Here is a 15,343-nt window from a genome sequence, read left to right as displayed (position 1 = left end):
CATTTTTATTCAGGTAGTTTTTCATTTTGACTGTTTATTATTTCTTTGATGTTTCTTTAAAAAAACGATTTCTGCATCGTTTCTGGCAAAGGCATAAAGCGCTTTATTATCCGCTTGTCTGATCTTTTTTATATCTCTTACTTCTCCGGAAATATTGATCCCTGAAGATAAAATGCTGATGGCTCTCAGACCATTTTTCTGATTACTGAGATAAAGATTTCCATAACCTGCATCATAACGGCCTTCAAACGGGCTTACTCCCCAAAAATTACCCGCTGCAATCACATCCGGCTTTAGGTCTTCATTAAAATCATCCACTAAAAAAGAGAAAACCGGAGCATACTGCGCTGTATTCGGAAGTTTCTGAACAGACATTTTTTTTCCTTCATTGATCAGGGCAACAGAACAGAGCATTTGGGCATTTAATACCTTATTCATTCCTGAAATGCCTTCAAAAATCTCCTCTACAGAATTTCCGGCAAAGCTTTTATAATCGGTAAATTTCTTCCTGAATATGCCAGGAATGGCTTTTTCCAGTTCTTCCTTTCCCAAAAAAGGATAATACCTGCTTTTTTTCTCAATAGCCAGTATAGGGTCAATCAGTCCGTTTCCATCCAAATCTTCGATATATAGTTTTAAGGGAAATTGTTCGCTGGCATGTAATTTGGAATTTTCGCCAAGGTTCCCGACAAGTAAATCCATTTTTCCATCTGAATTGATATCGGCAGATTTAATGCAATTCCACAAGCCATTTGTAGCTGACAAACCAAATTCACTGGTATAATTCTTTAATTTCCCTTGTATATTTCTGAAAACCGAAACCGGCATCCACTCTCCTGCCAATACCAGATCCTGCCATCCGTCAAGGTCTAAATCAATCCAAATGGCATCGGTAATTAATCCTGCTTTTTGCAATTCCGGACAAATCCTTTGGGTAGCGATGGTAAATAAACCTTTGCCATTATTTAAAAGGATGTAAGAATCAGGGATTTGCCCGTAATTTCCGCTGACGACCCTTCCTCCGACAAACAAATCCAGATCGCCGTCGTGGTCAATATCACTCGGAATGGCTACCGATTTATTACCAGATAAAGCTGGAAAATTCCAGGATCTGCTAAAATTTCCTTTCCCGTCATTTAAGTATAGCCGGTCAGACAATGCTTCATTTTTTTCATTCAATTCATTCCCTCCGCTTACCACATACAAGTCTGAATCTTTGTCGCCATCGGCATCAAAAAACATCGCATTTACATCTTCAGCAATGGCATCTTTCTCAAAATTTGCCTCGTTACTGGCTTTAAACTTCCCGTTTTTTTGCTGTATAAACAGTTTTCCGGCCTGCAAGGCGGCACCGCAAACATAGAAATCTTCCAGTCCATCGCCATTTACATCTGAAACCGCCAGTTTCGGGCCTTGCGTAGAAACTTTATGCGGGATTAAAGGTTGGGTATTAAAGTCAGTAAATTTATTTTCTTCATGTTTATAAGGCAATCCGATCTGTCCGCTGACATCCTCAAAAAGAGGCGGTTCATTCGCTTTATTTACAATAATTCCTTTCGCATCTTTCTGAAAAAGCAGTAGTTTCTGATCAGCTTTTACCTTGGTCAAAATCTGAATCCGCTGATCCGGCCAGAGAATTTCAAGGGTATCAATGACATCATTTTCTCCTAAGCCAAAATGAATATTTTTCCAGGAACTGCTTTGAAAACCACGGTTTCCGGTGAGAAAATTAAGCTGTGTCCTGCCTTTACATTTAAGGGTCACTCTTGCTCCAAATCCGGCTGAATTTGGTTTTTCTCCATTCAGCAATATGGCCAGATAATGATTCCGGCTTGTTTTTTCAGTATTATTCATAAAAATACCTGCCGGAGCATTAATGTTATTTACGACCAGATCCAGGTCACCGTCATTGTCCAGATCAGCATAAGCCGAACCATTTGAAAGGGAGGGAATGTCCAGTCCCCAATCTTTGGTTTTATCGGTAAACTGTATATTTTCTGTTCCCTTAAAAATATAGCTGCTGACCTTGCCTTCGGGCATCAGCTTTATGGCTTCCAAATCAGCCGTTCTCGTTTGCTGCAATTTCTGCTGAATACTTTCATTCGCAACATATTTGATATAGTCAAGATCGTTGGGCCGACGGGAAATTCCATTGCTGACAAACAAATCTTTGATGCCGTCATTATCAAAATCGGCTAAAAGCGGCGACCAGCTCCAGTCTGTTGCGGAAACATTGGCAAACAAACCTATTTCACTAAATCTTCTGCCACCGCCAAGATTTAGCTGCACACAATTCCTGGCATATTGATGATGAAATCCAAAATCAAGTTTGTATTGATAAACATCTGCGGCATCATCGCCGGAAGAAGATTTCAGGATTTTTTCATCTTCGGGAAGCATATCCAGTGTGATCAGATCGAGCCAGCCATCATTGTTGATATCAGCGATATCACTTCCCATCGAAAAACGACTTTCATGCCCGAATGCCTCGTTGTTTATTTCAGAAAAAGTACCATTGCCATTATTGAGGTAATAGTAGTCATTTTCATGAAAGTCGTTGCTGACATAGATATCATCCCAGCCATCATTGTTTAAATCGGCAGTTATGACATTCAATCCATACCCAACAATACTACTGTAAATTCCCGCACTTTCTGTTACTTCTGTAAATCTTTTGCCATCATTTCTGAAAAGCTTATCCCCGCTTACCTCATTTTTTTCCTTGCGGGCAGAGGCTTTTCCATAACTGGAGGTGGAATGAACAGAATGATTTACCAGAAACATATCCAAATCCCCGTCTCTGTCATAATCAAAGAAAGCCGCCTGTGTGTTAAATCCTTCTGTATCCAGGCCATAAGCTGAAGCTTTTTCGGTAAAAGTCAGGTTACCATTATTGATAAAAAGCTGATTTTTCCCCTTTAAATTCCTGAATTTCCCTACAGCACACAAATAGATATCCAGTAAACCATCGCCATTCACATCTGCCATAGTCACCCCGGTTTTCCAGTTCCCAAGTCCTTTTACGCCAGCTTTTTCGGTAATGTCTTCAAACACAATTTCCCCGGCTTTTTTTCCTTTGTTGAGATACAATTTATTTTCATGCTGATTTGAAGAAAAATAAATATCCTGCAGGCCGTCGTTGTTAATATCTCCGATCGACACCCCTCCTCCGTTATATAAGTAAATGTAATCCAGAATGTTAAGAGAATCTGTATCATACACTTCATTCACAAAGGTTATTCCGGTTTCCTCAGGACTCAGCTTTGTAAACAGTGGCTGAGGCTTATTGCAGGAGCATAAATTGATCAGGCAGAAAAACCCTGCAATCATTCCGGAAATGAATGATTTTTGGAGAATGTCCGATATCCGTTTTCTTTTTTTCAAATGTATGTGCTGATTATACTTCAATGTTAGATCCTCTTCAGTTTCAGTTTCTTAATAACATTTCCTCCGACCTTCTTTCCCTGAATCTGTCCGTTCTGAATGGCATCAGAGAAATGGATACCTCCGTAAAGTCTTGAAATTGCTGCTTCTTCTGCCGCTTGTCTGAACGATTGAAATTTCCTTGGCGCCAGACCATACGGCACTTCCACATTATCTGCATAAGCTACAGAATCTCCTAAAAATTGTGATAACACCTCTGCAGAAGCAGTTGAAATAACAGAATGTCCGCTCAAATACTCCGGAAAAGGTGGTGTTTGCAGCATAGGTTTCCATTCGGGGTCAGTCAGTTTTCGGATAGCCGCTTCCGGCCTGATTCTATTGCTTCTGTATTTTTCATCCCAGCAGGTAATGAATGCATCCATCAGGGTAATGGCTAAAACGGTATGAATCTGCAAAGATTTGTTAAAATCAAGCTTTTTTTGCTGACAGGCAATTCCAGCAATTCCCATCCAATGTCCGCCCGGTGAAATCTTTTTAACCCCGATCTGTAAATGCCCTTCGTCCTGCATGGCAAACGGATTACAATCCCAGAAAGCAGCAATATTCTTCTGTTCATGGCTCAGAGAAACACCTGTAATTCTTACTTCTTCCATCAATTTAAAAAACCGGGATCCTTTTTCTGCGCTGTATTCTGCCGGGGGAACTGGTTTAAATACGGAAGCTGAATCTAAAGTAAATGGTCTTACTTTATTAAAATAGGGTTCTATGGCACCAAAAAAAGCCGGAGGTGTCGGGAACCAGTATCCCTCACCTTTCTCAGGAGTATATCTGGGATAATCACTGATTTTAAAATAGCCATCTTTTTTAGCATATTTTAAAATCTCTTTTGCGATTTGCCCGGCGTATTCCTCCGATCCTTTTACCACATTTTCATTCATGCCGTTCTTAAGACAGGAATCGATAATTATTTTACGCTTTTCTGCCAGTAATTTCCCGGAAGGCTGCATTTTACCTGCGGTTTCCAGAATGGCAAGAACAGCAGCCAGCTGATATGAATATGCTGAAATTACAGGTTGGGGAATTTTTGGATATTCATTTAAAATCCCCGCCATCCCATGAAAAGCTGTATCATGCTGAGCTAATACTTCATAACCTGCCAGAAATGCATAGGCGTAAAATCTTGAGGCCAAAGGAGGATTCGTTACATCATGAAGCATCAGTTTCGTCATTTCATCTGTGCATTTTTTCAACTCAGTGCCATCCGGTTGAAAAACCTGCTGTTTTTTTGTGCTGCATGCTGTCAGCAGGATAATTAATACCGGAAACAGCCATATCTTCAATTGTTTTTCCATTCATCAAAACATCTAAATCATCATTTGTTAATTAGTCTGTAGGTTTTCAAAGGCTGATTATTTACGCCAATCAAAAGCAAATCATTGATCTCCAGAAATGACCTTATATCTCCTCTGACCTGTAAACCGGAAATCTGATTGGGAACAAAGCTAAAATGCCCTTTCCCATCTCCTTTCAGGGTTGTACCAAATGAAGCGGAACATTGTCCCATTTTGATTCTTGTGTGAGAAACGTTTCCCCCCAGAATCAGATCTTTCTTTCCATCATGGTTAAAATCAAGCGATTTTATCGCAAACCAGGGGGTAAACTGTACCTGTTCTGGTAATTTCTCTTCCCTAAATTTTCCGGAAGAATTGCTTAAAAACAATTTCGTTTCAAAAGTATCTGCCTTTAAATATCTGGCATTTTTCAGTTCATCTTCCGAAAAAACATCCTTTACCGCAGCATCTGCATAGCTTTTATAATCCGGGAAACGGGTTCTCATGGCACTGATCTGATCCAGCAGTTCGTCTCTTGAAATATAAGGATAACTTTTCCCCTGAATGTAATAACTGAGAATCGGGTCTATGGCATTATTTTCATCAAAATCCTTGTAAAGCAATTCCGCCGGATATTGCTCGCTGGCTTTTATCTGAGCATTTAAGCCTGAATTTCCGGCAAGAAGGTCCATTTTCCCGTCACCGTTAAAATCTTCAAGCAATAATTTTGTCCAGCAACCATAAGGTACTTTATCAAAATATTTTCCGGTAGTTTCTTCAGTCAATTTTCCATGATTATTCAGCCAGATCCTGACAGGCATCCATTCTCCGATAACAATCAGATCAGGTTTTTTATCTCCGTTTAAATCTGTCCAGGCCGCATCTGTAATCATGCCGGTTTCTTTTAAGCCTTTGGCAATGGAATAAGTCTGATCAATGAAATTGCCTTTTCCGTCATTAATAAGTACATAACTTCCGGGATTTTCAGGATACCTTCCCGGAATCACTCTTCCTCCCACAAAAAGATCGGGATGACCATCCCCGTTTACATCCCCGACTCTCACACAACTACCGCTTGAAATCATCAGAGGAATGGCTTTCAGACTCAATGTAAAGCGGCCTTTCCCATCATTGAAATATAAATAATCCTGCAAACGCATGTCGTCCGGTAAAAAGTCATCATATCCTCCCGTACAAACGTAGAGGTCCATGTCGCCGTCATGATCTGCATCAAAAAAAACAGCATCTGTTTTTTCAGCATCCTTTGAGCTGGCAAAATCTTTCTGGTCAGACTTTTTAAAACTGCCCTTCTTTTCCTGAATAAAGATGACTCCTTCCTGGCCTGCCGCTCCGCCAATATAAAGGTCTTCCAGCCCATCTCCGTTTACATCTGCCTTTGTCATACAAGGACCACTGAAGGAAAGCGAACCGGTAAGCAATGGCTGCCTTTTGAAATCATTAACCTGATTTTCAAGATGTTCAAAATTTACCGGAGAATCCAGTGAAACAAAAAACTTTTCTGTTGCGGAAGATTTTTCGTCTTTTCCGGGCAAAGCATTTTTTTCCTGAAGTTCCAGCAATTTGTTTACCGGAACATTTTTAAGAACCTGTTTTTTTCCACTGTTCCATCTGATAAGGATTGAGTCAGCTTTAGTATAATTGGCCAGTCCAAAATGCAAAACAGGAGAAACGCTGGACTGAAATCCACGGCTCATTAACTGCTCCTGAGTTTGCAGCGAACCTTTACAAAAAACAGAAACCTTCGCTCCTATACCAAATTTATTATTCCCTTCTCCTTTCAGTTTAACTCTCAGATAGTTGTGATGAGAAATTTCATTGCTGTTATTTTTATAGACAAATGCTTTGGCATCAATGTTATTGACTACCAGGTCCAGATCTCCGTCATTATCCAGGTCGGAATAAGCAGCCCCGTTGCTATTAGAGTCCTGACCCATTCCCCAAAATTCGGTTTTATTGGTAAAAGTTAAGTTTTGATTGTTGCTGAAAATATAATTTTTCACGTTTGAAGAAGGCATCTTCTTTACCAGATCCAACAGATTTTTCCGCTGAACCCGCCCCTGATTATCCCTGAGGTAATCCCCCATATATTTAAGAAAATCCATGTTGGTATAATCATGCACATATCCATTGGTGATAAATAAATCTTTCCAGCCATCGTTGTCATAATCTGCAAAAAGAGGTGCCCAGCTCCAATCGGTATTGGAAACTCCTGAAAACTGACCGATTTCACTGAATGTACCATCGCCGTTGTTCAGATGAAGCATATTCCGCATATACTGCTTATGAAGGCCCGCTCTTTCACGCAATTCAAACAACTCATAATTATCATTGGCAAATAACAACTTTTGTCTGTGGTTATCTTCCGGCAGCATATCCATCGTCATGATGTCTGTCCAGCCATCATTGTTAAAATCCGAGACATCATTTCCCATTGAAAACTGAGAAGTATGAGAAAGCATCTGATCCGTTTTATCTGAAAAAGTACCATTCTGATTATTGATAAAGAGGTAATCCGGAGCAAGGTAGTCGTTCGACAAATAAATATCCTGCCAGCCATCATTGTTCACATCAGATATGGAAACGCCCAGTCCGTAAGATAAACGTGTATTCAAAATTCCACTCGAACTGGTAATATCTTTAAAGAAATTCTGATTATTCTGATACAATTTCACTCCGGTCAGTTCATCATGTGTATTCATCATCCTGCGGATAGTTGATTCATCGAGGTTTTCAAATCTTCTCGGACTATGATTAAGCAAAAGCATATCAAGGTCACCATCGTGATCATAATCAAAAAAAGCGGCATGCGAGCTAAAAGCAGGATCTGCCAGGCCATATTTTTCTCCTTCTTCAAGAAAATGCGGAATCCCTTTTCTGTCATTGCCCTGGTTAATATACAATAGATTTTTTCGCTTTTCTGCTTCCAGATTTCCGGAACGGCAAACATAAATATCAAGTTTCCCATCCCCGTTTACATCTGCCAGGGTCACACCTGTTTTCCAGTTTTCAGCGCAGGCTACTCCGGCTGCCTCGGTAATATCCTGAAACTTTAGTTTTCCCAGATTAAGATAAAGTTTATTGCTTTTCTGATTGGCTGAAAAATAGATATCATCCAATCCGTCATTATTCAAATCTCCTGTAGCCACACCACCCCCATTATATGAGTATTCATAAACCAGAGAATTGGTAAATTCATCTTCTTTCAGGTCATTGCTGAAAGTGATATTCGTCTGGCTGTCGGACAGTAATTCAAAAACGGGCTTTTCTTCAGGATTTTTGCAGCGGGAAAAGGTTAAAACCGTAAAAAAGACCCATAGAATCCTGAAAAAGCTTTTAGCCGCACTGACATATTTTATTTCGGTTTTCATGAATTACTGTTTGGTCAATTGGTATTTTGGTTCAACTATTTCCTTAAAATCCTTAAGATAAAGCCCAACCGAAACCAGGTTATTGATTCCGGTTGAGCTGATTTCAGGGGTTTTAATTATAGCCCTGATTTTGTTTTAGTTTTGAGTTTTTATTGAGTTCAGCCTGCGGAATAGGCAGTAAATTCCGGTAATCTCCGTTAGGTTTATGCGAAAGCCATGATTTTTTGGTAAAAATGCCAAAACGAACCATATCCTGACGGCGGCGGCCTTCCATAGCAAACTCCCAGCCTAATTCATCCAAAAATCTGCCATATTGAATATCTGTACCCCCTTCTTTCAGGGTAATTACACCATTCCTCGACAATCCATATTGGTAAACACTGCCTTTCAGCAAGTCATTTCCCATAACGATTGCTTTCTGAGGATTATTCCTGAAACTTCTTTGTCTTACCTGTGTTACAATCAAAGCAGCCGCATCAGCATTTCCTTTTCTCAAAAGACATTCAGCCTTTGTCATTAAAATATCAGTATATCTGAACAAAGGCACGTCATTACTCATATTTATCCTGATACCCTGTTTAAATTCATATTTTCCAAGACGAAACCCGTGAACTTCCTCTGAAGAATCAACACCGGGCAGCTGGTTAATGAAATTGAGTGGTTTCCCGTTAAAAGCTCTGAAACTCCCTGTTAACGGAGTACCATCTGCCGCATATTGCTGTCCCTGAATCCAGGTATCCTTCAAACGACTATCTTCAGGATCATAGGTATCGATAAATTGCGGAATAGCGCAGGTACCTCCCCAACATGCACTCTCTACATTATACGTCTTCTGATTTGCCGGCTGAAGAGTCTCCATGACAAGGTTAAAACCTCCTGCATAAATTTCATCAAAAGGAATGGCAAAAATGATTTCCTTCGAGTTTTCATTTGCCGTTTTAAAGATATCTTTCTGGTTGCTCTCTAATTGAAATTTACCGGAAGTGATAATCTCTTCACAGGCTGCAAGGCATTTGTCCAGTTCTTCTGTTCCGGAATAGACCTTCGCATTCAGATAAACTTTGGCAAGTAATGCCAAAGCTGCCCATTTATTGTTAAAACGGCCATAAGTTGTTTTATCAGAATTAGTACTTAAAACAGGCAAAGCATCTGTAATTTCTTTCACAATAAAAGCATATACATCTTTTCTCTGGCTCTGGTCAGGAAGGAAACCTGCCGGAACGTCAAACTTTGTTACAATCGGTACATTGCCGAAAATGTCACAAAGTGTATAATAATAAGATGCCCTCAGCACTTTTAACTCAGCAAGGATATTCTCTTTCCCGGTAGCTACGGGAATCTGCCCTGATTCTATCTGGTATATAATTCTGTTGCAATTGGTAATTCCTCCGAAGGCATTATTCCAGTTATCAGAGGCATTCCCTTCCTGGGGAGTCCAAACGTGTTCGTGCATCCTCCGGTAAATTCCACCATCTACCCAACCATTCGGTCTTGCCGGAATAACAATTTCATCAGCCGAAATTTCCTGTGTTCTGAAAAATGAATTTCCTCCCATCATAAGGCTCCTCCAGTTCCCGTAAGCCGGGCCCACCAGGGAGGAAAGATCTGCTGAAGTTGGAACAAACTGACTGCTGACAAGCTGTGAGAAATTACGGTCTTCCAGTTTTGTACAGGAATTGGCTAAAATACCTATTCCTCCTAAAAAACCTATAACCCCTAATGTTCTGTATATTGTTTTCATATTAGATTTCATATTTTGAAAAATTGCCAAGTTAAAAAACTTAAAAATTCAAATTCATCCCGAATGTAAAAGTGCGGACAGTAGGATATTTATCACGGTCATCATTGCCCGGTGACAAACCACCACGGTTCACTTCCGGATCAATTCCTTTGTATCCTGTTATCGTTAAACTATTCAGTACGGCAACATATAATCTTGCTCTTTTGATAACTTTAAAAATCGGATGAGTAAAATTATAGCCGAGTGTAATATTGTCAATTTTCCAGAAATCTCCATTTTCAATATAGTAACTGTTGTATTCAAGCGGAGTGTTTTTATTGAGAACTGCTTTGCCAAAAACTTTATCCTGTGCTGTTTTCAATTGATTATACTGGGTAATTCCAGGATTTTCATAATACATTCTCTGGAAATTAAGAATCTGATAATCAAAAGCACCTCTCATAGTGATGCTTAAATCGAAGTTTTTGTAACGGAAATTATTATTCCAGCCCGCATAGAAAGCAGGCAAACCATTGCCCAAAATTTTCTTATTCTCTTCTCCGCCTTTATCCGTTGAGCGCTCTCCGGTTTTTGTTTCATAAATCCACTTTCCGTCATCTGTAACATCCACTACTTTATAACCATAGAAGTTACCGATTTTTTCTCCAACCTGCACTCTGTGTGTATAAGTCTGAATGGGTTCTCCGGTATATCCAGTCGTAAAAAAGTCATTGGTTGTTTTATACTGATCGTTTGACAGGGATACCAGTTTATTGGCATTGGTTGAATAATTAAAACTGGCGTTCCAGTCAAAATCCTTGCTTCTCACAACTGCTACATTCACCATTACTTCAATTCCTTTATTTTCCATTACCCCGACATTGGCAGTGGTAAAGGGATATAAATTGGGAGGAGTTGGCACCGGATAATCATAAATCAGGCCATTTGTCCGGCGGTTATAGAAGTCCAAAGAACCGGAAACCCTTGATTTAAGAAAAGAAAAATCAACTCCGACGTTGGTCTCGTGTTTTTCTTCCCAGCGCAGATACGGGTTAGGGTTATTAATCGGGGCCAGATTCTGTACCCATTGACCGTTTACCAGAAAGTTTCCTGAATAACCTAATCGGCTTACTCCCAGAAAAGAAGCTCCGGGAACAGTACCTGTTACCCCATAACCTGCACGAAGTTTCAATTCGTCTATTCCTTTTGCATTGCTCAGGAATGACTCTTTGTTAATCTTCCAGCCTACTGAAACTGCGGGGAAATTACCCCATGGCTCAATAGCTCCCAAAAGTTTTGAAGAAGCCTCATGTCTTAAACTGGCTAATAAAATGTACTTATCTGCATAACTATAAGTAACCCTTCCGAAAAATCCGATCAGGTTAGAAGCCAGCTTATTGCTGTAAATCGGGGCTAAGCCTTTTTTCAAAGCATTCCCGGTTCCGATGTTATTATAAGTGAATTTATCTGTAGGAAAATCCCAGTTTTGCATCCAGTAATCTTCGCTCAGAAAATCCTGATAACTGTAACCAGCCAAGGCGGAGAACTTATGGTCATCCATTGTTTTGCGGTATTCAGCCGTTAATTCTATCAGCCCGTCAGTGTTCTGGGTAGTTCCTCTGGAAGCATACCCGTTTTTGGTATCTCTGATGGTAGAAATATGGTTTTTAGTTTCTGAATATCCTCTTATCTGGTTGAATCGGTTTTGTGAGAACAAAGCCTTCATTTCAAGTCCGTTAACCGGTAAGAAAGAAAGACTTCCGGCAAGACGGGTATTCTGAGAAGTATTTTCTCCGTCAGATTCATACAAACGTGCCAGCGGATTCTCATATACATAAATCCCGGGTTGTTCAAACCAGCTTCCGTCAGGGTTTTTAATCGGAGAAGTAGGGTTCCGTATCAGGGCCTGACGATAAGCACCCCCGTTAAAACTAACACCGTCTCCTGTAGTAGTATAAGCATTATTTGTATTGATAAAATTGATGTTTAATTTCAGTTTTCCATCAAACATATTGTGATTCACATCCAGTCGTCCGGTCAGTGTACGATTATCTGATTTCTGAAAAATCCCTTCAAAAGAGCGATAATTAACATTTGCAAGATAATTTGTCCTGCTGTTACCACCTCTCAGTGTCAGGTTATGAACATGAATCAACGGGGTGCGTGTCGTTGCTTTCAACCAGTCGGTATCACTTCCCAGGTCTTCAAACGGTACTCCTTGTTTAATAAGATTCCGGTAATCTGAGGCGCTGAACATTTCCGGTTTTCTGGCAATTGTCTGGGTACTTACATATCCGTTGTATTCTATCGAAGGTTCAATATTGCCATTGGCTCTGCGGGTAGTAATCAGAATTACCCCGTTGGTTCCTCTGGTTCCGTAAATAGCTGCTGCAGAACCATCTTTCAAAACATCGATCGACTCAATGTCTTCAGGTGCCACTGTATTCAAACCACCCGGAATACCATCGATTAACACCAGGGGATCGGTGCTGGAATTGATTGAGCTGATCCCGCGAAGTACGATCTGAGAGGTTGAAGTCGGATCGCCGCTTGGTGAACCGATCGTTAAACCTGCTACTTTTCCCTGCAATAATTGTCCTGCATCAGTTACGGCGCCTTTTATGAAATTTTCAGACTTCACTGTAGCAACCGCACTGGTGAGTTCACTTTTCTTTTGTGTTCCATAACCGATTACCACAATTTCATTAAGCTGTGTATTATCATCGCTCAGGGTCAGGTTAATAATTTTCTGTTTTGAAACCTGAATTTCAGAAGGTTTATACCCGATTGAGGTAAAAATAAGAACAGATTGCTCATTTCTTACAGAAATGGTGAATTTGCCGTTTACGTCAGTTACTGCGCCGGTGTTCGTGTCTTTTTCACGGATGGTAACTCCCGGGATACCTTCTCCTTTGTTATTGATAACCGTTCCTGAAACCGTAATAAGCGCGGATTCTGTTTCGGCGAGGGACCTTGATTCGAGTGCTTCGACACTGGGTATCTCACTGCTGGTCAATAATATTCTTTTCTTGTTTACTTCAAATGAGATTTTCAGAGGGGTTAATAATTTCATCAGTAATTCAGAAAGGCGTTCGTTTTTCGCTGAAATTGAAACCTTGCGTTTTGACTGAATTACCTCTGCACTGTACATAAATTTGACATCAACCTGTCGTTCGACCAAAGACAAAATTGATTTGATGTCACTATTCTCTGCCTTAAGGGTTATTTGCTGATTGAGAACCTCCTGAGCATGAGCATCTCTACCCATTACTAAGCTGGTAAAAAGCACAACCATACAAAATTGAATCAACGTCACCTTCATAATAATTAATAGTAATCGTTGGGAATCTTGGTTCATTTTCATACTTTTGACTGTTTTGATTCGGTTTTGGAAACTACTGGACAAAACATTCCCCCGAAGGTTTTGTGCAAAAAAACCTTCATTGATAAGTCAATAAACCGGGGAAATAAACTTAAGCCGATGGTGGTGCAAACACTATCGGTTTTTTTGTGGAAGATCAGGTAAAATTATGTTTTCATAGTTTAAGATTTAAAATTATGGGATAATGATTTCTACTTTTTACAACTTCTTACATTCATGACAATCTGACCGTCAATTATTTCATAGCGCGCATTGGTGGCTTTACAAATCAGGTTGAGCTTCTCAATCAATGGCTCGTCAGCCAGGGATGCCGTAAGCGTACAATTTTTTACCTGATTTTCATCCACGACAATCTTTATCCCGTAAGCTTTTTCCAACTTATTGAAAACCTCTGTCAAAGGAGATTCTTCAAAAATAAAATCGTTTTCCTTTGTCACGTGGTCAATGATAATCGGGTCATTTACCAGTTTCTTTTCGTATTGTGCGGCTTCTTTTTCATACGAAATCTCCTGATTAGCTGTCAGAATAATCCCTCTTACAGAAGGATTTATGTCTTGTCTGACTTTCTGCCAGTCGTCTTTTGTAAAAACAGAAACTTTTCCTGTTTTTACAATGACACTCATTTTCTTCTCTTCGTCAAATGACCTGATGGTAAAACTTGTACCCAGCACCTTTACAATCAGGTTATTAAAATGTACCACAAAAGGCTTGTCAGGATTTCTGACGACTTCAAAAAACGCCTGACCTTTTAACTGCACATTTCTGATCTCGTCATCAAATGTCATCGGATAAATAATGGAGCTGTTAGGCTCTAATGTCACCTTACTTCCATCAGCCAGTGTAACAACCTGAGGACTAGCGGTATTGTTTAATTTTTCAATCTGATCTTTCTCCGTCAGCTCTGTGGCGATAAAGCTTTTTTCCTTATTTCCGGCACTTTTATGCTTAATGTAATAAGTCAATCCAATACCTAATACCAGCAGTACGGAGGCTGCCATGGCAAAACGTCTGAAGAAATGATTCGCAGGTCTGATCTTTTCCTGAAGACTTTCCCGGGTATGGTACTTTCTTAATAAATCATCTGCTTTCACCCGAACGTAATCATCTGAAACCTGCGGTAAATCATCTGCTATTCTGAGCAGGTATAATTTCGCAATTTCTACTTCCTCCTTTTTCTCAGGATGGTATTCCAGCCAGGAAGTCCACTGTGTTTCTGAAACCAATTCTTTATCATAAACCCAATCTCTGAATGACGGGTCATTTATAAAATCTATGGCTTTGAAATTTTCATAATTATTCATAGAAAATTTGCGATTTATCCTCTTTTGCTACGATTAGAACAAATTGTGTCATTTATACTCATTTCAAATCATATTTTTTCGATTATTTTTTCAAACAAACCATAAGTGACTGATAATCTGAAAATTAAAGAAGAGAAATAATTAATAATAACACCCAGTTATTACGGAGTATGGTGATACTCTGTTGAAGGAGATTTGATACAGACTGTTTATTTATGCCCATAATCTGTGCAATTTCATCATTGCTCAGGTTTTCATAGTATTTGAGAAATAAGGCTTCTTTCTGGCGTTTCGACAACAGGGTAAAAAAATGATTAATTTTAGAATGAAGCTCTTCTGACTCATCTGCCTTTACGAGTATCTCTTCGATATTATCAATTTCAACCAGCAAATCATCTTTTTCGATCAGGCTGAACGACAAGGAATCGTCGTTTATCGCACGGATCAGGTTATTTCTCAGGGCTTTAAAAAGGTAGTTTTTAACGGATGGAGGATTTCCAATAAAATTTCGTCTCTCCAAAAGTTCAAGAAAGAGATCCTGTATTACGTCTTCAATTAAAGAGTGTTTCCTGGTAAACTTCGTACCATAATGAAGCAGAGAGCGAAAATACCGGCTCATTAATTCACTCAATGCCTTTTCATCACCGCTTTTAAACTGACACCAAATTTCAGAATCCGTAACTTGCTGATCTAAATTGTCAAGTGATATTTTCATTTTCAAAGGGTTCTTGGCTCAATAATTTCATGGAAAATTTAATAAATCATGGTCTGGACCCCACTTGTAGCATTTAATTTTACACCTAATCAAGAGTTTATTATATTTTTCGAATATAAAT

General features: G+C 39.5%; 7 protein-coding genes. All 7 read right to left on the bottom strand.

Going from position 1 to position 15,343, the window contains the following annotated elements; genetic code table 11:
* Nucleotides 1–21 precede the first annotated feature (21 nt).
* Nucleotides 22–3,330, bottom strand: a complete 3,309-nt coding sequence (locus BM179_RS01145; protein WP_092010871.1) for a VCBS repeat-containing protein — start codon at nucleotides 3,328–3,330, stop codon at nucleotides 22–24.
* Nucleotides 3,331–3,410: 80 nt separating this feature from the next.
* Nucleotides 3,411–4,736: a vanadium-dependent haloperoxidase gene (locus tag BM179_RS01140; RefSeq protein WP_092010868.1), complete on the bottom strand. Its 1,326-nt coding sequence runs from the start codon at nucleotides 4,734–4,736 to the stop codon at nucleotides 3,411–3,413.
* Nucleotides 4,737–4,756: 20 nt separating this feature from the next.
* On the bottom strand, nucleotides 4,757–8,104 hold the full coding sequence (locus tag BM179_RS01135; protein ID WP_092010865.1) for a VCBS repeat-containing protein: 3,348 nt from the start codon (nucleotides 8,102–8,104) through the stop codon (nucleotides 4,757–4,759).
* Nucleotides 8,105–8,216: 112 nt separating this feature from the next.
* Nucleotides 8,217–9,845, bottom strand: a complete 1,629-nt coding sequence (locus tag BM179_RS01130; RefSeq protein ID WP_092011968.1) for a RagB/SusD family nutrient uptake outer membrane protein — start codon at nucleotides 9,843–9,845, stop codon at nucleotides 8,217–8,219.
* Nucleotides 9,846–9,885: 40 nt separating this feature from the next.
* A complete protein-coding gene (locus tag BM179_RS01125) occupies nucleotides 9,886–13,188 on the bottom strand; it encodes a SusC/RagA family TonB-linked outer membrane protein (RefSeq protein WP_092010862.1) in 3,303 nt (1,100 codons plus the stop codon).
* A gap of 209 nt (nucleotides 13,189–13,397) precedes the next feature.
* Nucleotides 13,398–14,507, bottom strand: coding sequence for a FecR family protein (locus tag BM179_RS01120; RefSeq protein ID WP_092010859.1), 1,110 nt, complete (start codon nucleotides 14,505–14,507; stop codon nucleotides 13,398–13,400).
* Nucleotides 14,508–14,631: 124 nt separating this feature from the next.
* Entirely contained in the window at nucleotides 14,632–15,222 is a 591-nt protein-coding gene (locus BM179_RS01115) for an RNA polymerase sigma factor (RefSeq protein ID WP_092010856.1), read from the bottom strand.
* Nucleotides 15,223–15,343: the final 121 nt, after the last annotated feature.

The organism is Pseudarcicella hirudinis, assembly GCF_900115665.1.
Lineage (GTDB): Bacteria > Bacteroidota > Bacteroidia > Cytophagales > Spirosomataceae > Pseudarcicella > Pseudarcicella hirudinis.
This window is presented reverse-complemented; position numbering and strand designations above follow the sequence as displayed.

Bases quoted from the DNA above. Each gene is read 5' to 3' on its own strand.
- BM179_RS01125 (WP_092010862.1), bottom strand. From the start codon at position 13,188: ATGAAAATGAACCAAGATTCCCAACGATTACTATTAATTATTATGAAG.
- BM179_RS01145 (WP_092010871.1), bottom strand. From the start codon at position 3,330: ATGATTGCAGGGTTTTTCTGCCTGATCAATTTATGCTCCTGCAATAAG.
- BM179_RS01140 (WP_092010868.1), bottom strand. From the start codon at position 4,736: ATGGAAAAACAATTGAAGATATGGCTGTTTCCGGTATTAATTATCCTG.
- BM179_RS01130 (WP_092011968.1), bottom strand. From the start codon at position 9,845: ATGAAAACAATATACAGAACATTAGGGGTTATAGGTTTTTTAGGAGGA.
- BM179_RS01115 (WP_092010856.1), bottom strand. From the start codon at position 15,222: ATGAAAATATCACTTGACAATTTAGATCAGCAAGTTACGGATTCTGAA.
- BM179_RS01120 (WP_092010859.1), bottom strand. From the start codon at position 14,507: ATGAATAATTATGAAAATTTCAAAGCCATAGATTTTATAAATGACCCG.
- BM179_RS01135 (WP_092010865.1), bottom strand. From the start codon at position 8,104: ATGAAAACCGAAATAAAATATGTCAGTGCGGCTAAAAGCTTTTTCAGG.